This window comes from Archangium violaceum (genome assembly GCF_016859125.1).
GTDB lineage: Bacteria > Myxococcota > Myxococcia > Myxococcales > Myxococcaceae > Archangium > Archangium violaceum_A.
On the sequence record NZ_CP069338.1, the window covers coordinates 8,879,103 to 8,902,057 of the forward strand.

Sequence of the window (22,955 nt, forward strand, 5' to 3'; positions counted from 1 at the left end):
ACTGGCACTTCCGTGGCAAGATGTCCCACTGTCATGATCAACCGCGTGGAGACGTTGAAGAGAGACCATGGTCGGCTGCGTGTGCTCCTCCGGGCCTGCGACACCGCGAGCGCCATGGAACTGCCGGGCCTGCTGCGGCAGCTCCATGACGCCTTCGTGCCCCACCAGCGGGCCAAGGAGCAGCTGTATGACGCCGTGGTCGCCACCTGCCAGGACGCGAGCACGCTCACGCTGCTGAACATCTTCCGCACCAACCTGTCGGTGATGTCCAACGCGGTGATCGGCTTCCTCGTGAACGTGGACTCGGATCCGGAGCGGCTCTGGCAGCGCTTCCGCACGGTGTCCAACGCCCTGCGCTCGCTGATGGACACCGAGGAGAAATCCGTCTTTCCTCTCTGCCTCCGTCAGGGCTCCAGTCCCCGGCCCGCGCAGGTGATTCGCTTCGAGACCCTCTCCTCCCCGTCGCGGCGGGATGGTGGACGATGAACTCCCGACTTCCCGAAGATCTCTCGGCGCTCGACGACACGGGGCGGCTGTCCTCCTTCGATCCCGCGCTGCTGGATTCCACGCCGGACCCGGAGCTGCAGGCGATCGTCTCCGAGGCCACGGCGTTGAGCGGCTTCCCCATCTCGCTGGTGAGCCTGGTGGCGCGGAAGATCCAGTTCTTCCGGGCGCACGTGGGGCTGCCGCCGGATCTCGTGGCGGCGCTCGCGACGGACCGCTGCACGTCCTTCTGCCAGTTCGTGGTGGCCGGTGAGCAGGGGCTGGAGGTCGAGGACGCCACGTCCATGTCCAGCCTGCCCCGGGACTTGATCGAGCGTTACGGCATCCGGGCCTACGTGGGCTTTCCGGTGCGGGTGTTGGGCCGGACGGTGGGCTCCCTCTGCGTCATCGACGTGAAGCCGGCGCGGCTGGAAGCCGAGGTGTTGGCGAAGCTGGAGGAGCTGGCCCTGCGAGTCAGCGCCCGGCTGGAACGCCTGGCGAACCAGAAGCCCGTCTACAAACCCCTCTCCGAGGCCGACGAGAAGGCCTGGCGCGCCTGGATGGACGTCGCCGAGCTCCAGCCCCTGATGAGCCTGGGCGAGCGGTTCTCCGAGGGGAAGCTCTCGCTCGAGGAGTTCCAACGGGGCCTCGGAGCCCTGGCGGGACTGGTGGCCCAGCCCCCCGCGCCACCTTCCGAGCGATAAGGGCGCCCCCGTGGAATTCCCTCTCCCGCTGGGAGAGGGTGAGGGTATTCGGGTCCCGGATACCTCAGCCGAGCAGCGAGGCCACGAGGGCCGTCCAGTCGGTGGCAGGGGGAAGACGTCCCTCGGCGTGCTCGGGGCGACCGCCTCCGCGTCCACCCGCCGCCTCGGCGGCGCGCTTGAGGAAGGCGCCGCAGCCGAAGCTGGAGCCGCTGCCCCGGGTGATCAGCACCGACAGCCCCTCGGGCGAGCGGCCGGCGAGCAGCACCACGGCCTCGGGCAGGCTCGTGAGGCGCGCGGCGACGGAGCGCAGGTACTCGGGCGTGGCGCCCTCCAGTACCGCCACCACGCGCTTGTCCGGGGACTGCTCCAGCTGCGAGGCGAGCTCGGTGGCGGTGGCCTCGGCGAGCTTCGCCCGGGCGGCGCCGAGCGACTCACGCACGTCGGTGAGATCGCGGCGCAGCTTGTCCACGGAGGCGGGCACGTCGAGCGGTCCGCACGAGAAGGCGCGGCCCAGCGAGCGCAGCGTCCCGGCCTCTTCCCACAGCTCGCTCCGGGCGCGGCGGCCCGCGGAGAAGAGGACGCGGCCCTTGCCCTTGTAGCGCTCCACGCCCAGCACCCGCACCATCCCCACCTGCGCCGAGCGCGTGCAGTGGGTGCCGCCGCAGGGCGACACGTCGAACTCGCCGATCTGCACCACGCGGATGTTGTCCGTCACCTTGGGGGCGCGGCGCAGGGGGAGGGCGGCGAGCTCCTCGGGGGTGGGGAAGAAGGAGCGGATCGCGATGTCGTCGTCGATGACGGAGTTGACCAGGTCCTCGGCCTCGGCGACGCGCCGCTCGTCGAGCACGTCCAGGTCCACGTCGATGGTGCACACCGTCTCGCCCAGCCGCGAGGACACGGTCTGGGCGTTGGCCACGTCCACCAGCGCGCGCGACAGCATGTGCTGGCCGGTGTGCAGCGCCATGTGGACGCGGCGGCGGATGCGGTCGATTTCCCCGGGCAGCTCGGCGCCGACCTCGGGGAGCCCGGTGCCCTCGGGCAGCTCGAGCACGTGGTGCACGACGCCCGCGTCATCCACCTGCACGTCGCGCAGGGCGAGTCCGCCGAGCACGCCGCGATCGGCCATCTGGCCACCGGCCTCGGGGTAGAAGGCGGTGCGGTCGAGCACGAGGGAAGGGGCACCCTTCCACGTGCCATGCGCGACGACGCGTCCGGTGAAGCGGAACAGGAAGGGATCGCTGAAGTAGAGGCGCTCGGTGGGGGTCATGGCTCGGGGAGGAATAACACGCCGCGAGCGCCCGGTATTGCGGTGCCGGTGGGGCTATCTGGGCCCGTAGCGCGTCTTGAGCTCGGACATGGACAGGCCGCTCCAGCGGGAGAGCAGCTCCACCACGTCCCTGGCTCGCAGGAAGTGGAGCGTGTCTCCGGCGAACACGGAGAGGAACACGCCGCCGCAGTGGGGCAGCTTCGCGCCGCTCGACTCGAGGTAGTCCACGAGGCGCGGCAGCGTGTAGTCGAGCAGGTAGGAGCGGACGTTCTCGGCCGGGAGGACGAGCTCGTAGCTGGTGGAGCCGGAGAGCTCGTCGCCCTCCTGGTCGCGGATGCGCGCGATGGCCTGGTTGGCCTCGAGCGCGGGCGCGCGGTCGAAGGCGAGGCGGAGCAGTTCGTCGGCGGCGGCGTCCATGCGTGAATCCTCCTGCGCGGATTCCCACCACGCCCCAACGGCGAGCGCAAGGGACTTCCCGCGCCGGAGTCACGGCAGCCGCCTGGGGAATCGGCGGCCCGCGCTGCGATTGGCCGCCTCGCCGTCACTCCCTTTGTTCACATCGCACCGATGGACGGGACGACGGGGTGGGGAATGATTCCCAATCTGAACAACACCATGAGAGCCCTCGCGTATGTCGTCGGTGTGCTGGTGCTGGTGTTCGGATGGCCCGCCCGGGCGGTTTCCACCCCGTCCGTCTGGGCCGTGAGCAGCATGGAGAAGGTGCGGCCCCAGACCGCACCGGGTGCCCGCTCGAGCGTGCAACTGTTCGCCGCGCGCAATGAGTTCGTCTCCTTCCAGGTGGGACTGCACGGAGGGGACTCGGGGTGGAGCGGGGTGAGCGCGAGCCTTCCCGCGTTGGAAGGCCCCGCGCGCATCGAGGGCGCCGACATCGTCCTCTACCGGGAGACGCTGCTGCTCGTGACCTCCCCCTCCTCCACGCTGCAATCGGAGGCGGGGTGGTGGCCGGACGGGCTGGTGCCGGACGTCGACGAGACCCTGGGAGAGAAGCGCCAGGCCTTCCCGATGGAGGTGCCCGCGCGGGAGTCGCGTGCCCTCTGGGTGGACGTGCACGTGCCGATGGAGGCCCCCCCGGGCGAGTACCACGGCACGGTGGAGGTGGTGGGGATCGGGTACCGCGCGCAGGTGGACGTGTCCCTCACCGTGGTGGACTGGGTGATGCCGAGCACGTCGTCGCTGCGGACGAGCTTCCTCGTGTGGACGCCCGCCGTGTGCAAGGCGTTCACCGGCCAGCGGGAGTGCTCGCGGGAGGATCAGCTGCGGCTCTTGTCGTACTTCCAGAAGCTGGGGCTCGAGCACCGCATCACGCTCACCAGCCACTTCGATGCCCACGACATCCCGGACTGGGCCACCTTCGATACCTGGTGGACTCCCTTCCTCACGGGGACCGCGTCCCTGCGTCTCCCCGGTGCGCGGATGACGGGAGTGCAACTGCTGGGGCACCCCACCTCCGAGTGGCGTGCCGACTTCCTCTCCCGGTTGGGAGCGCGCGGCTGGCTGCCCCTCACCTTCGCCACCGTGGGCGACGAGCCTCCCTATTTCTCCACGTTCGAGGAGGTGCGCGCACGCGCCACGCTGTCGAAACAGCTGATGCCAGAGCTGCGGATACTGCAGACCATCTTCTCCCTCGAGGAGCTGGAGCGGCGGGGACTGAGCGATCTCGTCGACATCGCCGTGGTGATGGTGGACAGCATCTTCACGTCGCGAGCGCGGCCCAGGGAGGACGGGGCTCTTTCGCTCTACGAGTCGTTCCTCAGCCGGCCCAACCGGGAGATCTGGCTCTACCAGAGCTGTGCCAGTCATGGCTGTGGAAGCCCCCGAGCCGAGAACCTGCCAGGGCAGGGGTGGCCCTCGTACATGCTGGACCGTCCGGGCGCGAAGGCTCGGGCCCTGGAATGGATCTCCTTCCAGATGGGCGTGACGGGCGAGCTCTACTACCAGGTGGCGGAGATGCTCTCCACGGCCTGGACGGACCAGTTCACCTATGGTGGCAATGGGGACGGGACGCTCTTCTACCCGGGGACGGTCCCCGTCATTGGAGGAACCGTGGGCGTGCCGCTGCCCTCGATTCGGCTCAAGCTCATCCGTCAGGGGATGCAGGATTACGAGTGGCTGAAGCGGGTGGGCGACATGGGAGATCCGGGGTTCGCGCACGAGGTGGCGCGAGAGGTCGTCCCCGCCCCCTGGCGGGTCCCCGACGACGGCGAGCCCTTCGAGCGGGCCCGCGTGCGGCTCATCCAGCGCTACCTCCTGCTCATCGGCGCCGAGGTTCCCGAATCCGTGGACACGTACCTGCGTGAGCACCCCGGCCCGCCGTCGCGAGACCAGGTCCAGCCCGTGCTCCTGGGTCAGTGAGTCCGGGGGCGAGGGGCCGCCCGGTCCGCGAGGGAGCCGGAAAGGGCCTGCACCCGATGTGTGACGTGGTTAGGCTAGGCTCCATGGGTGACGTGGCGCTCGCGGAAGCACTTCGGCGGCAGGGCATTTCCAACACGCGTGTGCTCGGGGTGATCCGGGACCTCGAACGGGCGGAGTTCGTTCCGGAGTCGATGCGGAGCTCGGCCGGGGAGGACGCGCCGCTCCCCATCGGCCATGGGCAGACGATCAGCCAACCGTTCATCGTGGCCTTCATGACACAGGCCTTGAACCCCCAGCCCGGGGAGCGGGTGTTGGAGATTGGAACGGGCTCCGGCTACCAGACGGCCGTGCTCTCCCGGCTGTGTGGCCAGGTGTACACGGTGGAGGCCGTTCCCGAGCTCGCCGGGCAGGCCCGCGAGCGACTGGGGCGGCTCGGGCTCGACAACATCCACTACCAGGTAGGCGATGGCACGGCTGGCTGGCCGGAGGCCGCGCCCTTCGACGCCATCATCGGCACCGCGGCGCCCGAGCGGCTCCCCCCCGCGCTCTACCAACAGCTCCGGCCGGGCGGTCGCCTGGTGCTTCCGGTGGGCCCACGGCATGGCGCGCAGGAGCTGATCCGCGTCACCCGGCCGCTGGCGGGGGAGACACCCACGGTGGAGAAGCTGCTGTCCGTGCGCTTCGTCCCGATGACGAGCACGCCGCCGCCGCGGCTCCTGCACTGAGCGGCGTTCTCCTCTCTCCTGAATCGGGTGGCATTGCCCGGGTGGAGCGGGGCCGCTAACCTCTCGATTCATGATCATCTGCCCCGTGTGCGAGCACCAGCAGGCTCAGGGCACCGAGTGTGAAGTCTGTGGGAAGAAGCTCACCGCGGTGGGTCCGGTGGCGGTGGCGGTAGCGCCGTTGGCCGAGCTGGAGCAGACCCAGATCGCGGGAGGCCGTGCGCCGGTGCCGGTCGCGGCCATTCCGGACCTGGAGCTGACGGCCAGGCAGGCGGTGCGGGACATCGCCGTGCAGCCGGTGCCCGAGTTGGACACGGGCCGTTCGACCTCGCCGGGCAACGTCGTGGTGGCGCCCGTCCAGGACATGGATACGGGGCGAGCGGCCTCGGACGGGTACAGGACGGCGGCGCCCACGGGTCCGGTCGTCTGCCGCTACTGCCGCAACGTGCAGGAGCGCGGGGCCGTGTGCGATCGCTGCGGCATGCGTCTGCCCAAGGTGCGCCTGGCGCAGCCCGAGGTGGCCTCGAAGCTGCCCCAGGCCGGGGAGCGGACGACGTGCACGAAGTGCCACTCTCCCGCGCACGCCGGCCGGGCCTGCGTCACCTGCGGGACCCTCGTTCCGGCGGCAGAATGAGAGCCATGAGCAAGCCAGCCTTTCACGCCGAGTATGCCTGCAGCGAGGGGTGCGGATTCCGTACCTCGCTGCTGGAGGTCGTCTACCGCTGCCCGCGCTGCCAGGGATTGCTGGAGGTGGCACACGACGTGGAGGCGCTGCGTTCGGTGCCCGCGGAGGAGTGGCGGCGCCGCTTCGAGCAGCGCTTCGGCTCCGCGAGGCTGCCGTACGCCTCGGGCGTCTGGGGCAAGCACGAGTGGGTGCTCCCGGAGCTGCCGGCGGAGGACATCGTCTCGCTGGGAGAGGGGCGGGTGCCGCTCAAGCCACTGCCGCGCATGGCGGCGGAGCTGGGGCTGGCGAGCCTCGACCTGAAGGAGTGTGGTGTCTCGCCGACGGGCAGCTTCAAGGACTGGGGCATGACGGTCCTGGTGTCGTCGGTGAAGCACATGCGCGCGCGGGGAGTGCCCATCCGGGCGGTGGCGTGCGCGTCCACGGGGGACACGTCGGCGGCGCTGTCGGCCTACTGCGCGGCGGCGGGGATTCCCTCGGTGGTGTTCCTGCCGAAGGACAAGGTGTCGCTGTCGCAGCTCGTGCAGCCGGTGGCCAACGGGGCGCGGGTGCTGTCGCTGGACACGGACTTCGACGGCTGCATGAAGCTGGTGCAGCAGGTGACGCAGGACGCGGGCCTGTACCTGGCCAACTCGATGAACTCGCTGCGCATCGAGGGGCAGAAGGTGGTGGCCATCGAGCTGTGCCAGGACCTGGGCTGGGAGCCACCGGACTGGGTGGTGATTCCGGGCGGCAACCTGGGCAACGCGAGCGCGCTGGGCAAGGGCTTCGAGCTGATGCTCGCGCTGGGCGTCATCTCCAAGCGGCCGAGGATCGCGGTGGCGCAGGCGCAGCGGGCCAACCCGCTGATGAGGTCCTTCCGTGGGGGCTTCAAGGATCTGCAGCCGATGCAGGCCGAGCGCACGCTGGCGTCGGCGATCCAGATTGGAAACCCGGTGTCGTTCCGGCGCGCGGTGCGCATCCTGAAGAGCTTCGACGGAGTGGTGGAGGAGGCGACGGAGTCCGAGCTGGCCAACGCGGCGGCGCGGGCGGACCGGGAAGGCACCTTCACGTGCCCGCACACGGGCGTGGCGCTGGCGGCGCTGGAGAAGCTGGTGGCCCAGGGAGTGATTGCCCGGGGTGCGCGGGTGGCGGTGGTGTCCACGGCGCACGGGCTGAAGTTCCCTGACTTCAAGGTGGGCTACCACCGGGGAGCGCTGGCGGACGTGACGAGCCGGTACGCCAATCCGCCCGTGGATCTCCCGGCGGACCTGGGCGCGGTGAAGAAGGCCCTCGCGGATTTGTGAGGGACGGCCCCGGAGACGGGGTCAGTCACTCGTGACGCTCAGGGTGGTGGAGAGGGGACGCTCCTCGCAGTCGAGCGCGGAGCCGTCCTCCCACGCGAGCATCAGGAAATCGGCTGGCCCGTCGAGCGCGATGATGGGGTGGTGCCAGACATTGGGGCGGTAGTTGATGCCCTGGCCGGGGCCGCACACGAACGCTTGCAGGCGGGAGAGGTCCGGCTCTCCCTGCGCGTCATCCGGGCACACGACGACGAGGAAGCGCCGGCACGCGAGCGGCACGAACATCTGGGTGGAGCAGGGGTGGCGCTCCAGGAGGCGGACCTGGAAGGGCAGGGCCCTGGCCACCGAGCGGAACACGGCGAGGTTGGGTTGGGCCCCGGGCCGGCCGCTGGTGAGCTGGGCGACCCGGTCATACCGGGTGGCCGTTCCCTGGTTGGCGCTGGAGCCCCCGGAGAGCTCCAGGCCGATGACGTCGCCGAAGGGGGCGAACGCCTCGCGTGTGAGAGGCCGCGCTTGGATGGACATGGGCGGCGGAGTCTACAGCGTCCTCCAACTCGACGTGGCCCCCGGGTTCCGCTAGGTTCGCCGCCCCGTGAACGTAGAAACGCAGAATCTCCACGAGCAGCTCGAGCGCCTCCAGGAGGCGCTGTCCACGCGCCAGAGTACGCTCCACTTCGCCCACGCGGGCGTGTCCCTCGTCGTCGCCCTCATCTTCGGAGGCGCGACGGCCAAGCTCTTCTGGGACTCGGCGAGGGCGCCGTACGTGGCGTGGCTGGGTCTGGCGCTGACGGTGGGGTTGGCCATCTACGCGCTGGTCCGCTACCGCCGGGGCCGCACGGTGCTGGCCGACGAGCTGGTTCGCTACGAGACGATGCTGGAGCTGCGCCGCCGGCTGCGTCTGGACGATCCCACGGCCCTGCTGCCTCGGTGAGCCCGGCCCGGAAGCCCGCGCGCAGTGGGCGTCTCATCGTTCTGGAAGGTCTCGACGGCGCGGGGACCACCACGCAGGTGGAGCGGCTGGCGTCCGCGCTGCGGGCCGGGGGCCAATCCGTCCTCACCACGCGTGAGCCCTCGGATGGGCCGGTCGGAGTTCTGATCCGTCAGGCGCTGACGGGGCGGGTGGTGCTGCCCGGTTCCGCGGGCCCACAACCCCTGGCGCAGGAGACGCTGGCGCTGCTGTACGCGGCGGACCGGACGGATCACCTGCGCGCCAAGGTGCTGCCAGCGCTGGATGCGGGGCAGGTGGTGCTGAGCGATCGCTCCGTGCTCTCGTCGCTCGCCTACCAGGGGGCGTCGTTGCCCATGGAGTGGGTGGAGTCGCTCAACGCGTACGCGGTGCCGGCGGACCTGACGCTCTTCGTCGAGGTGTCCATCGAGGTGGCGGCGAGGCGTCGGGCGGCGCGGGGTGGGCCGGAGGAGCTCTTCGACGCGGAGGAGAAGCAGCGCCGCATCTCCAAGCAGTACGAGGCGGCCATGCGGCTGCGCGGCAAGCGCGAGCACGTGGTGCGCATCGATGGAGACCAGCCGGTGGAGGCCGTGACGGCGGAGTGTCTGGCCCAGGTGCGCAAATTGCTCGGACGCAAACCCGGGCGCGCCGCGGTGCGGTAGAGTCTCCGGCTGCATGGAGCCCACGGGCGCAGCGGCGGTCATCATTGGTAACGAGGTCCTCACGGCGAAGGTGGTGGATGCCAACGGTCCCCACCTCATCCGGCGTCTGCGCGAGGTGGGTATTCCCCTGCGTTCGCTGGAGATCGTCCCCGACGAGGTGGACGTCATCGTGGATGCGGTGGCGCGGGCGCGCCTGCGGGCGAAGTACGTCTTCACGAGTGGGGGCATCGGGCCCACGCATGACGACGTGACGGTGCGCGCGGTGGCGCTGGCCATGGGACGCAAGGTGGTGCGGCTGCCGGAGATGGTGGCGCTGATCCACGAGAAGGCAGTGGACACGCCGACGGCCGAGGCCCTGCGGCTGGCGGATGCCCCGGAGGGCGCGGTGCTGATCCACCAACCGGGGAGTTGGTATCCGGTGCTGACGGTGGAGGACGTGTTCATGCTGCCCGGAGTGCCGCAGCTCTTCCGGACGCAATTGGACGCGGTGCTGTCGCGGCTGCGGGGCACGCCGGTGCACCTGAGGATGCTGTACCTGAACCTGGGAGAGAGCGCCGTCGCGGCGGTGTTGGATCGGGTCGCGCTGGACATGCCGCACGTGGCGATCGGCTCGTATCCGATGTTCGACCGGACACTGGACTACCTGGTGAAGGTGACGGTGGAGGGCGTGGAAAAGGACGCCGTGGAAGAGGCCATGGCCCGGCTCCTGGCGGGGCTACCAGCGGGCTCGGTGTTGCGCACCGAGTAGGTCACCCCTGCCGACTCCGTTTCGAATGTCGCCCACCAAACATCGGAATCGGGCCAACCGCCGTTTTCCGCCGGGTGGGACGCGAATTCCCCCGGCATGTGAATCCGGTCACAGACAAGGGGTGGGGGCACGCGCAGCCTGTGCGTTAAGACGGGGCCTGAAGCCACGGAATCCATGCCGCCTCGTCAGAAGGGAGAACCGTGTCCGACGCACCGTTCAAGCAGGAGGATGTGGTCGTTCAACTGCCTTCCAGCGGCCAGCTGGAGGAGACGCTCTCGGACTACGAGCACCTGGCGGAGGCCTGGGCCCAGCGGGGGTGGCTGTCGCGCGCCATCGCCCTGTGCAAGGTCATCCTCCGGCTCGAGCCGGATCATGAGCCGACGCGCCGGCTGTTCACGAAGCTCGACGCCCGGTGGATGGATCCGCTGGCGCCGCCGGGGCATCCCGTTCCGAGGATCGTGGTGCAGGTGCCGGCCACCGAGGCGGGCTCGAGCGGGAGCGGGGCGCAGCTTCGCGTGTCCCTGCTCGCGCGGCTCGGCGAGAGGGCGTTCCTGTCGGTGATGGAGTCCCTGGAGCTGCGGGAGTTCCAGCCAGGAGAGACCATCGTCGCGGAGGGGGAGCCGGGCAACTCCCTGTTCGCCATCGTGGAGGGGAGCGTGGAGGTGGTGCGGACGTTGAAGTCGGGGCGGCGGCGCACCGTGGCCTTCCTGGGCGAGGGCGACTTCTTCGGCGAGGCGTCGCTCCTCTCCGATGTGCCGAGGCTCGCGAGCGTCAAGGCCTTCGAGCGCACCGCGGTGTTGGAGCTGACGCGGGATCGGCTGGAGGGGCTCATCCAGCGGCATCCCTCCGTGGGGGAGGCGCTGCATGCCTACCACCGCGAGCGCCTGCTGGACGATGTGCTCCGGGGCAACCCCATCTTCCGCATGCTTCCACCCGAGCGAAGGGAATCCCTGGCGCGTGACTTCCAGCTCTGCGCCCGGCCGGAGGGCGCGACCCTCCTGACGCAGGGCAAGCCGGTGGATGCCCTGTACCTGTTGCTGCGGGGCAGGTGCCAGGTGCTCCACCAGCGCCCGGAGGGAGGCGAGCGCCTCCTGCGGACGCTGGTGGAGGGCGACATGTTCGGGGAGATCTCCCTGATGCTCGGTCTGTCGGCCACCGCGACCGTGCGCGCGGAGAGCGCCTGCCTGTTGCTGCGGCTCGACTGGGGGAGCTGCGATCGCTACCTGATGGATCAACCCGAGGTGTGCGAGGCGCTCTCGCGGCTGGGCAATGAACGCCTGCTGTGCACCGCCGAGATGTTCCTGGAGACCCCGACGCGCGGTGAGGCGCCTCCGCGCGTCTGAGGCTGCCCCTCTGGAGCGCGCCGGCTCAGGTGCCCGGGCTGCTGTCCGGGCTGACCGGCGGCTCCAGGTTCACGGGCGCCAAGCCCCGGCGCAACACGGAGTTGCGGTAGCCATAGGCGAAGTAGACGACGAGCCCGATGGCCAGCCAGATGCCGAAGCGCTCCCAGGCGTGCACGGGCAGGCCCTTCATGACGAAGAGACACGCGGCGGCCCCGGCGAGCGACACCGGCCACACGAAGGGCACCTTGAAGGGTCGGTGCCGGTGTGGATCCTTCAGGCGCAGCACGGGGACGCCCAGGCACACCAGCATGAAGGCGGACAGGGTGCCGATGTTGGTCAGATCGTAGGTGGCGGCGTCATCGGCCACCAGCGAGCCGAGCGCCACCAGCACGCCGGTGAGGAGCGTGGTGATGTGGGGCGTGCGGTACTTGGGATGCACCTTCGCCGCCCACGGGGGGAGCAGACCATCGCGCGCCATGGCGTAGAAGATGCGCGGCTGGCCGTACTGGAAGACGAGCAGCACCGCCGCCATGGAGACGACCGCGCCCAGCGAGATGATCCAGCTGAACCGCGTCAGCCCGGCCACCTCGAAGGCGTGGGCCAGCGGATCCGAGGACTTGAGCTGCTGATAGGGGATGAGGCCCGTGGCCACGGCTCCGACGATGACGTAGATGACCGTGCACACGCCCAGGCCCAGGAGGATGCCCTTGGGCAGGGTGCGCTGCGGGTCCTTCGTCTCCTCGGCCGCGGTGGAGATGGCGTCGAAGCCGATGTAGGCGAAGAACACGATGGCCGCCGCCTGGTGGACGCCGGTGAAACCATTGGGGGCGAACGGCGTGTAGTTGGCCGTGTCGATGTGCATGGCGCCCACGCCCACGAAGAGGGTGAGGACCAGCAGCTTCACCACCACCATGAGGTTGTTGACCCGGGTGCTCTCCTTCACGCCGATCACCAGCAGCCAGGTGATGAGCATGACGATGAGGAAGGCGGGCAGGTTCACCAGCACGGGGATGCCGAACACGCGCGGCGCGGTCTCCAGCAGGCCCCGGATGGCCGGATCGCTGCTCGCCTGGACGTTGTAGTAGCCGTGCGTGAGCCAGTCCGGGATGTGCACCCAGGGCGAGAGGAGCGAGTTGAAGTACCCCGCCCACGCGATGGCCACCGCGACGTTGCCCACCGCGTACTCGAGGATGAGATCCCACCCGATGATCCACGCGATGAGCTCTCCGAGCGTCGCGTAGGAGTACGCGTAGGCGCTGCCGGCCTGGGGGATCATCGAGGCCAGCTCGGCGTAGCAGAGCGCCGCCAGGGCACACACACCCCCGAGCAGCAGGAAGGACAGGGTGAGGGCGGGGCCCGCGCCGTGGCGGATGACCTCGCCATCGGGCATCACCTCGCCAGCGGCCGCGGTGCCGAGCGTGGAGAAGATACCGGCGCCGATGACCGCGCCGATGGAGAGCATGACGAGGTCGCTGGTGCCCAGCGCGCGCTTCAAGCCACCGGACGACTCTCCTTCGGGGAGGAGGTCGGCGATCTGCTTGCGTTTGAAGAGGGAACGCATGTGGGGGTCGTCGCTTACCACGTTCCCACCCATCGGGTCTCCCCCTGTCCGTGCCGCGCCGCGTTGGCTCCCTCCTGCGGGGCGGTGGACCCCCCCCTGGGGGGCGGCTGCCCTGGAGGGGAGCGGGGGGCCTGTCAGGCCTCGGCGGCCCACAGGGGGCGCTCATGGGGCTTGTCCTCTGGCCAGCGGGCGGCTAACTCCGCGTCCCCGAGACTCGTGAGGAAGGAAGGGGATCATGCAGGTCGTCAGTGTGAAGAAGGCGCTGGATGGTTCGGTCGCACCGGACACGAAGGTGGAGGTGCGCGGCTGGGTGCGCACGCGGCGTGACTCGAAGGCGGGCATCAGCTTCGTCAACGTCAGTGATGGCTCGACCTTCGATCCCATTCAGGTGGTCGCGCCCAATACGTTGCCCAACTACGAGAAGGAGGTGCTGCACCTCACGGCGGGCTGCTCGGTCGTCGCCCGCGGCACGCTCGTGAAGTCGCAGGGCAAGGGTCAGTCGTTCGAGATCCAGGCCGAGGAGGTCCAGGTGCTCGGCTTCGTGGATGACCCGGACACGTACCCCATCCAGCCCAAGCAGCACACGCTGGAGTTCCTCCGGGAGGTGGCCCACCTGCGCCCGCGCACCAACACGTTTGGTGCCATCACCCGCGTACGCCACGCGGCGGCGCAGGCCGTCCATCGCTTCTTCAGCGAGGAGGGCTTCTTCTGGGTGAACACGCCCATCATCACCGCCAGCGACGCCGAGGGCGCCGGGCAGATGTTCCGCGTGTCCACTCTGGATGTGGTGAACCCGCCGCGCACGGACACCGGGAAGATCGACTGGAGCAAGGATTTCTTCGGCAAGGAGGCCTACCTCACCGTCTCCGGCCAGCTGAACGTGGAGGCGTACTGCCTGGCGCTGTCGAAGGTGTACACGTTCGGGCCCACCTTCCGCGCGGAGAACTCGAACACCACCCGGCACCTGGCCGAGTTCTGGATGATCGAGCCGGAGATCGCCTTCGCGGACCTCAACGAGGACGCGAGCCTGGCCGAGCGCTTCCTCAAGTACGTCTTCAAGGCGGTGCTCGCCGAGTGCGGGCCCGACATGAAGTTCTTCGAGGAGCGCCAGCAGAAGGGCGTCATCGAGCGGATGGAGAAGTTCATCAACTCGAGCTTCGAGCGGATCGACTACACCGACGCGATCGAGATCCTGAAGAAGGCCAAGAAGAAGTTCGACTACGCGCCGGAGTGGGGCAACGACCTGCAGACGGAGCACGAGCGCTACCTGACGGAGGAGCACGTGGGCCGGCCGGTGGTGGTGATGAACTACCCGGAGAAGATCAAGGCGTTCTACATGCGCCTGAACGACGATGGGAAGACGGTGGCGGCGATGGACGTGCTGGCGCCGGGCATCGGGGAGATCATCGGTGGGAGCCAGCGCGAGGAGCGGCTGGACGTGCTCGACAAGCGCATGGAGCAGTTCGGGCTGAAGCCGGAGCACTACCAGTGGTACCGGGACTTGCGGCGCTACGGTACGGTGCCGCACGCGGGCTTCGGGCTCGGGTTCGAGCGGCTCATCGTCTACATGTGCGGCCTGCAGAACATCCGTGACGCCATTCCCTACCCGCGCGTTCCGGGCTGGGCGCAATTCTAGTCTGTCCGCGGAAAGCCCTGTCAGGGGTTGGCTTTGAGAGAGGGCCGAACGGCTCCTCTGTCTGTTCTCTACCGAAACGTGACCACCTGCTTTCCCATGACAGGGAACAGGTGGCGCGTGTCTGGGAGATACTCCGGGATTGACGTCCCGTGGAGAATCTTCCTCGCCGTAAAGAATAGACACCTCTCATGATGAAGCATCTTCTCGCCGTCCTGTCCGCGCTGGCCTTGTCCCTCACGGGTTGTGAAGCTCCAGCAGAGGAGCCCCGCGCCACTGGCACCTTCACCCAGGAGCTGGCCGGTCCGTATGATGCCTGGGTCGCCCGTCACGGGCTCTCCGGCTCCCAATATCAGACGGAGTTCGACACCTGGGTGGGGCAGGCTTGATTCAAAGTCCCACGGGAGAGGTCATCCCACCCGGGCCTACGGCTGAAGTATAGTCCCGCCTACAGGCGCCCACCGGAGGCGAGCAGCCGCGGGCAGATCGCGAGGGGGAGCGCCAGCACAGAGCCGGAGACGGGCCGGACAGGTCCGGGGAGAAGAAGGATGAGTGGGAAGAAAAACCGGGGCGGGAGGACTGGCGGGCCATCCACACCCCAAGCGGGAAACGGGAAGGGGAAGAAGGACGAGCAGGAAACCCCCTCCCGCGTGCAGAGGATGATGGCGAGCCTGGGGCTGACATTCAAGGAGGTAAAGGACCCCGGGCCCGCCGGGGACAGAGGCATCCGCTGGCGGCGATGTTGATGCTGCTGGTGCAGGCGCTGGCGGTGGGGCGGCGGGTGTTGAGGCATGCCGAGGCGCTGGGGGAGGACATGCTGCGCGAAGGCACGGCGCCCGAGGGGCTGAAGCGGCCGGTGTCCGACACGACGTTGGATAGGCTGCTGGGGAAGTTGGAGCCAGAGGGGTTGGAGCAGGAGGTGCACCAGATGGTGCACCGAGGCCTGGAAGTGGGGCTGATACGCCATGAGCTCTTCGCCCGGGGCGTCGTCAGCATTGACGGGAAGGCAGGGAGAGCACGCCGGGGCAGCCGCCGTGCGAGCCGAGCCACACGACGAAGGATGAGCAGGGGCGGGAGTACTGGTACCCGTACGCGCTGCGCGCCAGTCTCACCAGCAGCGCGGCCCAGCCGGTGCTCGACCAGAAGTTGCTGGAAGGCAAGCAGGGAGAGGCGACGGCGTTCCCGGAGTTGTTCAAACGGGTGGTGGAGAAGTTCGGGCGGCATTTCGAGTACGTGACAGTGGACGCGGGAATGACGAGCGCGGCCAATGCGCGGGTGGTGAGGGAGGCGGGCAAGCACTACCTGATGGCGCTCAAGGAGAACTTCCACCGGCTACATGACAAGGCGTGGGTGGCGCTGGCGGTGGCGCCAGTGAAGGTGCGCACGCGCGAGCGGACGAGCGGGGAGTGGGTGGAGAGGGAGTTGAGGGTGGTGGACAAGCCGCCAGAGGAGGACTTTCCCGGCGCCCAGCAATGGGTATGGGTGAGGCAGACGCGAACCAGAGACGGCGAGCTGCCGAAGGTGGAGACGCGGCTGTTCCTCACCTCCATTCCCACAGGGCAACTGTCCCCGGAGCGGATGCTGACGTTGGTACGCCGGCACTGGGGGATTGAGAACGGGCCCAACTGGACAGCGGACGTGGTGCTGGAGGAGGACAGCGCCTCGCCCAGCCTGCGAGGCAATGCACCCCTGGTACTCAGCTGGCTGCGTTTGCTGGCCTACAACCTGCTGGCCCTGGTGCGCACGCACCTGCCGACTCGCGACAAACGGCCCCAAAGCTTCGCACGCACCATGGAGGTGCTCTACCAGGGCCTGTTGGGTCTGGCCGTGCTGCCCGAGAGTCTGGCCACACTTGCCTGAGCGCCCGCCAGCTGCTCCCGCTCCGGCCTTCCCGCGCCTCTTCTCCCCTGGCTGTTCGGCCTGTGTACCTTCACTCCTGTCCTTCCACGGCGCCCCTCTTTCAGGCGCCGTCCGGAGGGATGCTCCCTCTTTGCCTGTGAATGTCTGGACTTGCTCTCCGCCTCTTCAAAACCTCTCCTACGGACTTTGGATCAATCCTGCCTGGGTGGGGCAGGGCTATCGGCTCACCTATGTCAGTGGTTACGAAGAAGGGGGGAGTGCCCGTTACGCCGCCATCTGGGAGAAGACGAGCGGCCCGGCCTGGCAGGCCTACCACGGGCTGACCTCCGCGCAGTACCAGTCCACCGTCGAGAGCTTGAAGGCGCAGGGGTACCGCCCGGTGCTGGTCAATGGCTACAGCGTCGGAGGCGTGCCCTACTTCGCGGCCATCTTCCACCTGGACAGCAGCGTGGCATGGGTGGCCCGCCATGGCATGAGCTCGTCCCAGTACCAGACGGAGTTCAACACCTGGGTGGGGCAGGGCTACCGGCTCACGCACGTGAGTGGCTACACGTCCGGTGGCGCGGAGAGCTACGTGGCTCTCTGGGAGAAGTCGTCCGGACCCGCCTGGCGGGCCTACCACGGGATGAGCTCGTCCCAGTATCAGTCCACGTTCGACACCAACGCGGCCCAGGGCTACCAGCTCGTGAAGGTCAGCGGCTACAACGTGGGCGGCTCGGACAAGTACGCGGCCATCTTCCAGGCGTCATCGGGGATTCCGACCGCCGCGCGTCACGCGCTCTCCTCCGCCGCGTATCAACAGACGGTCCAGGAGCTCAAGTACCAGGGTTATCGACCCGTCCTGGTGAGCGCGCACGGCAATGGGAGCCAGCCGGTCTTCGCCACGATCTGGCGGAACCTCACGTTCAGCGCGGCCGATCTGCAGCGCATCGACAACACGGTCACCCAGGCCATGGCCAACACCCACACCGTTGGCCTGTCACTGGCCATCACCCGCCGCGGGCGCCTCGTGTTCGCCAAGGGTTACGGCCTGGCCGATCAGGGCAGCGGCACGCCGGTCAACACCTCGCACCGCTTCCGCGTCGCCAGTGTGTCCAAGCCCATGACCTCCATTGGCATCATGCGCCTGATCGAAAGCGGCCAGCTTCGTTTGACGGATCGCGTCTTCGGCAGGTCCGGGTTGCTCGGCGAGACGTACGGCGCGGAGAGCACCTACAGGGACAGCCGTGTCCTGAACATCACGGTCCAGCACCTGCTCGAGCACACCGCGGGCGGTTGGGACAATGACGGCGGCGATGGCTCGGGCGACCCCATGTTCATGCAGACGGGCATGTCGCAGGCGCAGCTCATCCAGTGGGTGCTGCAGAACGTGCCGCTCGAGTTCAACCCCGGGACGACCTACCAGTATTCGAACTTCGGCTACAGCGTCCTCGGCCGCATCATCGAGCGTGTCACGGGCCAGACCTATGAAGCCTACATGCGCGACCAGGTGTTCATCCCCAGCGGCGCCACGAGCTTCGCCGTGGGGGGCGACACGCTGAGCGCGCGGCTGCCGAACGAGGTCGTCTACTACCAGACTGGCGCGGGTGCCTATAACCCGTACGGCATGCCGGTGCGCCGCATGGATGCGCATGGCGGCTGGGTCGTCACGCCGATCGATCTGCTGCGCGTCACCGTGCGAGCCGATGGGTTCTCCACCGTCCCGGATCTGCTGAGCGCGAGCACGCTCTCCACGATGACCACGCGGACGACGGCGCTCGATACCTCGGGCAACCCGGTCTACTACGCCAAGGGCTGGGCCGTGAACAACATCCCCAACTGGTGGCACAACGGCTACATCCCGGGCACCCTGTCGATGCTGGTGCGTACCCAGAACATCTATGGCCCGAGCCGTTCCGAGGAATTCACGTGGTCCGTCATGACCAATTCCAACAACAGCTCCGGCTCGGGCACACCCGACATCAACCTCGATAGCCTCATGTGGAACGTCGTGAACGGCGTCAGCGCCTGGCCCGATCACGACCTGTTCTAGGCGGAGACCCTCCGAAGGCATTGCTCCGCGTGCTGTAGTATTCGGAGGGTCACAGGCGGTGCGTGCAGGCGCGGGGCGGGTGGGGCTGTCTGGGCCGGCCGGCTCCGCCATTCCCCAACGTCCCTCAGTAGTGCCAGGGGAAGCGCGAGTAGTCCTGATCGCGCTTCTCCAGGAAGGCGTCGCGGCCCTCCTTCGCCTCGTCGGTGCCGTAGGCGAGCCGCGTCGCCTCTCCCGCGAAGAGCTGCTGGCCCACCATGCCGTCGTCGGGCAGGTTGAAGCCGTACTTCAGCATGCGCATCGCCGTGGGGCTCTTGGAGTTGATGAGGGCCGCCCATTCCAGGGCCACCTCCTCGAGCTGCGCGTGCGGCACCGACGCGTTCACCATGCCCATGGCCGCGGCCTGGTCCGCCGTGTAGTTGAGGCCCAGGAAGAAGATCTCCCGCGCCTTCTTCTGGCCCACCTGCCGCGCGAGCAGCGCCGAGCCGTAGCCACTGTCGAAGCTCGCCACGTCCGGGTCCGTCTGCTTGAAGATCGCGTGCTCCTTGCTGGCCAGCGTCAGGTCGCACACCACGTGCAGGCTGTGCCCACCGCCCACCGCCCAGCCCGGCACCACGGCGATGACGATCTTCGGCATGAAGCGGATCAACCGCTGCACCTCGAGGATGTGCAGCCGGCCCAGCTTGCCCGGATCCGGCTTGCCGGCCTCGTCTCCCTCGTACTTGTAGCCGTCCTTGCCGCGGATGCGCTGGTCTCCACCCGAGCAGAACGCCCAGCCGCCATCCTTCGGCGACGGCCCGTTGCCGGTGATGAGCACGCAGCCCACGTCCGTCGTCATGCGCGCGTGCTCCAACGCGGTGTACAGCTCGTCCACCGTCTTGGGACGGAAGGCGTTGCGCACCTCGGGGCGGTTGAAGGCGATGCGCACCGTGCCCTGCTCCACGGCCCGGTGGTACGTGATGTCCTCGAACTTGAAGCCTTCCACTTCGCGCCAGCGCGCGGGGTTGAAGATGGCGGAAACCGTCATGGTCGTCACTCCTGGAGGGGGGCGCGACCCTAGCAGATGCCGGAGGCCCGGCGTGAACGGGCGGAGATCCGCCGCAGGACGGCCTCCCGGACGGGTTGGGGGAGCGACTCGATGACCACGCGGCGCAACACACCCTGGGTGAACGTGGTGCCGCGCAGGACCTTCGCCTCCTCCAGCTCCTTCCACGGTGCGGCGAGCTGGTCGGCCGACAGTCCCAGCACGCACGCGGCCAGCTCCAGGCTGAAGTCCGCCCCCGCCCGCCTCCAGCCCGGGCATGGACATGCTCGCGAGCAACTCGCCGACGGATCCCGGCGCCAACGGCTCCAGCTCGAGCCAGGCCACGAGCCCGGCCTCCCGGTGCTCGCGCAGCCGATCCTCGAACCCGGGGGATAGCTCGCCCGTGCGGAAGCAGGTGAACAACCGCAGCGCGTCCTCGCTCCCGGGCCGGTGCTCCAGCAGCAGATCCTTCAGGAGGAGCGGCTGGAGACGCTCGAGAACGGCAGGAAGCTCTTCCGGTTCGTCGTCGGAGCGGGCGTGCCGGTGTACGGCTTCCCGGGCAACCTCTACGCGGGACTGACGTTCAAGGTCTGGCTCCTCTACCTGAACGCCGGATTCAACTTCCGGAGGGTCGCTGGAGGGACTCCGTCCTCGCCGACGCAGCCCCTGTATTGGCAGGGCCCCTGGACACCCGCCTTCTTCGCGGGACTGTCCCTGGACAGCGCGGCGTTGCTCGCCATCCAGGAGGTCCTCCCATCGAAGTCCTCACCCCTTTAGCGGCCGAGCCACCAACTGGATGTATAGCGGCCCATCCATGAAGCACCCAAGCGTTCTCATGATCCAGCGTAACCCAGCCCAGCATGCTGGGCGCGAGGTTTGCCGTGGCGCCACCACCGTGCGGATCCTCTCCAGGGTTGCTTGAAGAGGAAGCCATGGATGCCATCGAATTGCTGACCAAGCAGCACCGAGCCGTCGACCAATTATGCGAGCGCTTCGATACCGCCCGGAACGAGGAGAGGCTCGAACTGTTGACGCAGATCGCGGAGATGCTCACCATCCACGCGCGGATCGAGGAGCAGCACTTCTACCCGTTCGCGCGGCAGGCAGGCCTTCAGGACCTCGTCGACCGCTCCATCGAGGATCACACCGAAGTGAAGCGGCTCCTCTCGGATCTCCTCCAATGTGAGGTGGATGACCCGCGCATCAACGGACTGTTCGACCAGCTCAAGCGGTCCGTCCGGAGCCACGTGCAGGAGGAGGAGTCCGTCGTCTTCCCCCGGCTGACAGCGCTGTCCTCGGCCGACCGGCTGCGCGAACTGGGCGAGGTGATGAATAGAGCGGCCATGAGCGTCCCGCAGCAGGAGGTGCTCAAGATCGCCAGGGGAGAGGTGCCGTCGCCTCCGGCTGGTCCATAACCGGGTCGGCCTACTACGTCCGCCTGCCCGGTTCTCCTCGGTGGAGAGGCCCGTGGAACTGCCCGCCGTGTTCCGCGGGCGTTCCTTGCACGCCTTCTCGGTCTGGTCTGCACTACCGCTTCGAGCTGGCACCGCGGGCGGCCGCGCGTTTTGCCTTCGGCGCCGTCCTGGCGCCCGTCGTCGTCTTCCCTGTTGCCTTGGCCGGCTTCTTCTTTGCTGTGGCCGGCTTCCCCGTTCGTGCCCCGCCGGCCGTGGCTGGTTTGGTCTTGCCCGTTCCCTTGGCGGCATTGAACGCGACGGCGGCAAGGAGGAGCTTCTTCAGCCCGCTCGCGTTCACCTTGTCGCCCTGGAAGATCTTGATGGCGCGCCACTTGTTGCCACCGAGCTCGGCATTGAAGACGCCGTCCTTGTCCTCCAGCTTCGCTCCGTTGATGAAGGTCACCTTCACCATGTCCTTGAAGGCATTGCAGATGCAGAGGATGCCGTTGTGGCTCCATGTGGGCGTGCCCATCCACTTCCATTCCTCCGTCACGTCGGGGACGGTCTCGCGGATGATGCGACGGATTTCCGCCATCGTTTGTCCCCGCCAGTCGGGGTGATCGGCGATCTCCTTGTCGATGAGCTCAGAAGGGTTCATGTCGTTTCTGTCGTTTCTGTTGTTGGTTCCGCCTGCCTGACTCGTCGCTTCGGCTCGAGCTGGGCCAGACCTTCCCCGGGTGCGGTGCGCCTGGAGAGTTCATTTCCGCAGCGAAGCCTGCCCCGGAAAGGGGGCTCACCGCGCGGTCAGACGCTCGCTGGCGTGGCCTGCAAGCGGCGCCAGAAGAAGTACGAGAGCCCCCAGAGCACGCCGGTGGCCGCCGCGAAGCCCCACGCCTCCGGGCCATCGCCCACCGAGAGGTGGGCGATGAGCGCGGAGCCGAGGTTGATGGCGAAGCCGGCGTAAGCCCACTCCTTGAGCCGCGCCGGCACCGGCGTCAGCAGCAGCGCCACGCCGAGGATCTTGGCCCACGAGAGTTCCACCCGGAAGTAGGCGGGGAAGCCGAGGTGGGTGAACGCCTCCGCCACCTGCGGCAGGCTCAGTTGCGCGTAGGCGGTGAAGCCCATCTGCAGACAGAAGAGCGCGGTGACGATCCAGAAGCCGAGCACCATTCCTTTGGAGCGGGGCATGTTCAGGTCCTTTGGCGAGAGGGCCGGGTTCTGCAGGGTCGATTCCATGGGGTTCTTCCTCCCTCCTTCAAGGCTTCGGGGTGTTGGACGGCCAACCGGGGGTCTCAACGCCAAACTGCTTTGCGTACTCGGCGTTCAATCGTTGCCAGCCGTCGAACTTCATGGCGTCGGGGCCGACGATGCGTCCAAGGGGCTGGCCGGCGATAAGCCGGTCCAACACATCGAGGCAGATGTGCCAGCCCGCGGCGCCCATGGAAATGAATCGACGGTCGATGTTGTGCCAAAGCGTGAGCCGTGTGCCGCCACCTCCCAGCGGCTCCAGCTCCCAGCGGATGTCCTGTTCCCCCCAGCTGAATTCGAGCACCTTGGGGGCGTCAGCCCGCTTCACGTGGGTCTCGGTTACGAGCGGCTTTGGCGCTCCCACGGTCGAGAGCTTCGCGGTGCCAACGGCACCGAGGTTCCGGTCAGAGTCGAACGGAGCCCATTCGCGGAGATGCTCGGGGTCCGTGAGCGCCTTCCAAACCTTCGCAGGGGGATGACGGAGGTCGCGGACGAGAACGAGCGTCCACTTCTCTCCCTCTTTGCGGGCCTCCGCGCCAGAAGCGGCGCCCGGCGCGTATTGCTCACGGCTGCTCATGTCTTTCCTTTCACTGAGGGCTCCTTCTCCATCTTTTCCAGGTGTTGCTCCAGAGCATCGACGTGCTTTGACCAGAAGCGCCGGAAGGGATCGAGCCATGCGTCGAGCTCCATGAGCGGCTCCGGTCTCAGTCGATAGAGGCGCCGCTGTGCTTCAATTCGTGAGTCCACGAACCCAGCCTCTCGCAGCACTCGCAGGTGCTTGGAGACGGACGGCTGCGACAGCCGAAGCTCGCGCTCGAGCTCGCTAACGGAGCGCTCAGACGAGAGCAGCAGGCTCAAGATGGCCCGTCGATTGGGCTCCGCGATGATGGCAAACGATGATTCCACGAGAGATATATAACCGAGCGTTCATATGCCCGTCAAGGCATATTCGCGAGCCAGGTCTCGCCACCTCCTCAGGGCTGCCAGTCGCAC

General features: G+C 68.2%; 26 protein-coding genes. 16 read left to right on the plus strand and 10 right to left on the minus strand.

Translation table 11 applies throughout. The features are described from left to right. Nucleotides 1–33: 33 nt before the first annotated feature. Entirely contained in the window at nt 34–486 is a 453-nt protein-coding gene (locus tag JQX13_RS37835; RefSeq protein ID WP_203404282.1) for a hemerythrin domain-containing protein, read from the plus strand. Beyond that, a complete protein-coding gene (locus JQX13_RS37840; protein ID WP_203404283.1) occupies nt 483–1,187 on the plus strand; it encodes a GAF domain-containing protein in 705 nt (234 codons plus the stop codon). Before JQX13_RS37835 ends, JQX13_RS37840 begins: the two co-directional genes overlap by 4 nt. Before the next feature lie 64 nt (nt 1,188–1,251). On the opposite strand, the gene JQX13_RS37845 is transcribed toward JQX13_RS37840, so the two are convergent. Continuing rightward, the gene (locus tag JQX13_RS37845; RefSeq protein ID WP_203404284.1) at nt 1,252–2,454 is read right to left on the minus strand and encodes an alanyl-tRNA editing protein; all 1,203 of its coding nucleotides are present in this window, start codon (nt 2,452–2,454) and stop codon (nt 1,252–1,254) included. Between the two features lie 54 nt (nt 2,455–2,508). Beyond that, on the minus strand, nt 2,509–2,871 hold the full coding sequence (locus JQX13_RS37850) for an STAUR_1299 family protein (RefSeq protein ID WP_203404285.1): 363 nt from the start codon (nt 2,869–2,871) through the stop codon (nt 2,509–2,511). A gap of 174 nt (nt 2,872–3,045) precedes the next feature. Between JQX13_RS37850 and JQX13_RS37855 the strand changes: the two genes are divergently transcribed. The 4 genes from JQX13_RS37855 (at nt 3,046) to thrC (ending at nt 7,517) form a co-directional block, all read left to right on the plus strand. Next, a complete protein-coding gene (locus JQX13_RS37855; RefSeq protein WP_239014098.1) occupies nt 3,046–4,827 on the plus strand; it encodes a DUF4091 domain-containing protein in 1,782 nt (593 codons plus the stop codon). An 83-nt stretch (nt 4,828–4,910) separates the two neighbouring features. Then, nucleotides 4,911–5,552: a protein-L-isoaspartate(D-aspartate) O-methyltransferase gene (locus JQX13_RS37860; RefSeq protein WP_203404286.1), complete on the plus strand. Its 642-nt coding sequence runs from the start codon at nt 4,911–4,913 to the stop codon at nt 5,550–5,552. 70 nt (nt 5,553–5,622) lie between these two features. Further along, nucleotides 5,623–6,183, plus strand: a complete 561-nt coding sequence (locus JQX13_RS37865) for a hypothetical protein (RefSeq protein ID WP_203404287.1) — start codon at nt 5,623–5,625, stop codon at nt 6,181–6,183. Between the two features lie 5 nt (nt 6,184–6,188). Then, nucleotides 6,189–7,517, plus strand: coding sequence for a threonine synthase (gene thrC / locus JQX13_RS37870; protein ID WP_203404288.1), 1,329 nt, complete (start codon nt 6,189–6,191; stop codon nt 7,515–7,517). Between the two features lie 21 nt (nt 7,518–7,538). Here the strand turns inward: thrC and JQX13_RS37875 are convergent, their stop codons facing one another. Next, nucleotides 7,539–8,039 carry an ureidoglycolate lyase gene (locus JQX13_RS37875; protein ID WP_203404289.1) on the minus strand — a complete coding sequence of 167 codons (501 nt, stop codon included), beginning with the start codon at nt 8,037–8,039 and terminating at the stop codon, nt 7,539–7,541. A 67-nt stretch (nt 8,040–8,106) separates the two neighbouring features. On the opposite strand from JQX13_RS37875, the gene JQX13_RS37880 reads away from it, so the two are divergent. The 4 genes from JQX13_RS37880 to JQX13_RS37895 all read left to right on the plus strand — a co-directional run bounded on the left by JQX13_RS37880 (nt 8,107) and on the right by JQX13_RS37895 (nt 11,213). Continuing rightward, complete coding sequence (locus JQX13_RS37880; RefSeq protein ID WP_203404290.1) at nt 8,107–8,445, plus strand: hypothetical protein; 339 nt, start codon at nt 8,107–8,109, stop codon at nt 8,443–8,445. Next, nucleotides 8,442–9,122: a dTMP kinase gene (gene tmk / locus JQX13_RS37885; RefSeq protein WP_203404291.1), complete on the plus strand. Its 681-nt coding sequence runs from the start codon at nt 8,442–8,444 to the stop codon at nt 9,120–9,122. The genes JQX13_RS37880 and tmk overlap by 4 nt, the downstream gene beginning before the upstream one ends. Nucleotides 9,123–9,135: 13 nt before the next feature. Further along, nucleotides 9,136–9,870: a competence/damage-inducible protein A gene (locus JQX13_RS37890; RefSeq protein WP_203404292.1), complete on the plus strand. Its 735-nt coding sequence runs from the start codon at nt 9,136–9,138 to the stop codon at nt 9,868–9,870. Nucleotides 9,871–10,070: 200 nt separating this feature from the next. After that, nucleotides 10,071–11,213, plus strand: a complete 1,143-nt coding sequence (locus JQX13_RS37895; protein ID WP_203404293.1) for a cyclic nucleotide-binding domain-containing protein — start codon at nt 10,071–10,073, stop codon at nt 11,211–11,213. Between the two features lie 25 nt (nt 11,214–11,238). Here JQX13_RS37895 and JQX13_RS37900 read toward each other — a convergent pair whose 3' ends face one another. Further along, nucleotides 11,239–12,774, minus strand: a complete 1,536-nt coding sequence (locus tag JQX13_RS37900; RefSeq protein WP_203404294.1) for an amino acid permease — start codon at nt 12,772–12,774, stop codon at nt 11,239–11,241. Between the two features lie 235 nt (nt 12,775–13,009). On the opposite strand from JQX13_RS37900, the gene asnS reads away from it, so the two are divergent. From asnS to JQX13_RS37920, 4 genes are all read left to right on the plus strand, one after another. Continuing rightward, entirely contained in the window at nt 13,010–14,410 is a 1,401-nt protein-coding gene (gene asnS / locus JQX13_RS37905) for an asparagine--tRNA ligase (protein ID WP_203404295.1), read from the plus strand. A 188-nt stretch (nt 14,411–14,598) separates the two neighbouring features. After that, on the plus strand, nt 14,599–14,796 hold the full coding sequence (locus JQX13_RS37910; RefSeq protein ID WP_203404296.1) for a hypothetical protein: 198 nt from the start codon (nt 14,599–14,601) through the stop codon (nt 14,794–14,796). A 706-nt stretch (nt 14,797–15,502) separates the two neighbouring features. Continuing rightward, on the plus strand, nt 15,503–16,267 hold the full coding sequence (locus JQX13_RS37915) for an ISAs1 family transposase (protein ID WP_239015279.1): 765 nt from the start codon (nt 15,503–15,505) through the stop codon (nt 16,265–16,267). A gap of 205 nt (nt 16,268–16,472) precedes the next feature. Continuing rightward, nucleotides 16,473–18,299, plus strand: a complete 1,827-nt coding sequence (locus JQX13_RS37920; RefSeq protein ID WP_203404298.1) for a serine hydrolase — start codon at nt 16,473–16,475, stop codon at nt 18,297–18,299. Nucleotides 18,300–18,423: 124 nt separating this feature from the next. Here JQX13_RS37920 and JQX13_RS37925 read toward each other — a convergent pair whose 3' ends face one another. Then, on the minus strand, nt 18,424–19,323 hold the full coding sequence (locus JQX13_RS37925) for a 1,4-dihydroxy-2-naphthoyl-CoA synthase (RefSeq protein WP_203404299.1): 900 nt from the start codon (nt 19,321–19,323) through the stop codon (nt 18,424–18,426). 29 nt (nt 19,324–19,352) lie between these two features. Further along, entirely contained in the window at nt 19,353–19,544 is a 192-nt protein-coding gene (locus JQX13_RS37930; RefSeq protein ID WP_203404300.1) for a hypothetical protein, read from the minus strand. A 226-nt stretch (nt 19,545–19,770) separates the two neighbouring features. Between JQX13_RS37930 and JQX13_RS37935 the strand changes: the two genes are divergently transcribed. After that, complete coding sequence (locus tag JQX13_RS37935; RefSeq protein WP_203404301.1) at nt 19,771–20,097, plus strand: hypothetical protein; 327 nt, start codon at nt 19,771–19,773, stop codon at nt 20,095–20,097. 155 nt (nt 20,098–20,252) lie between these two features. Next, a complete protein-coding gene (locus JQX13_RS37940; protein ID WP_203404302.1) occupies nt 20,253–20,735 on the plus strand; it encodes a hemerythrin domain-containing protein in 483 nt (160 codons plus the stop codon). Between the two features lie 112 nt (nt 20,736–20,847). Here the strand turns inward: JQX13_RS37940 and JQX13_RS37945 are convergent, their stop codons facing one another. From JQX13_RS37945 to JQX13_RS37960, 4 genes are all read right to left on the minus strand, one after another. After that, nucleotides 20,848–21,372, minus strand: coding sequence for a DUF1801 domain-containing protein (locus JQX13_RS37945; RefSeq protein WP_203404303.1), 525 nt, complete (start codon nt 21,370–21,372; stop codon nt 20,848–20,850). 146 nt (nt 21,373–21,518) lie between these two features. After that, entirely contained in the window at nt 21,519–21,950 is a 432-nt protein-coding gene (locus JQX13_RS37950; protein ID WP_203404304.1) for a DoxX family protein, read from the minus strand. Nucleotides 21,951–21,969: 19 nt separating this feature from the next. Further along, nucleotides 21,970–22,539, minus strand: coding sequence for an SRPBCC family protein (locus JQX13_RS37955; protein ID WP_203404305.1), 570 nt, complete (start codon nt 22,537–22,539; stop codon nt 21,970–21,972). Further along, a complete protein-coding gene (locus JQX13_RS37960) occupies nt 22,536–22,820 on the minus strand; it encodes an ArsR/SmtB family transcription factor (protein WP_239014099.1) in 285 nt (94 codons plus the stop codon). Before JQX13_RS37960 ends, JQX13_RS37955 begins: the two co-directional genes overlap by 4 nt. Between the last annotated feature and the right edge of the window lie 135 nt (nt 22,821–22,955).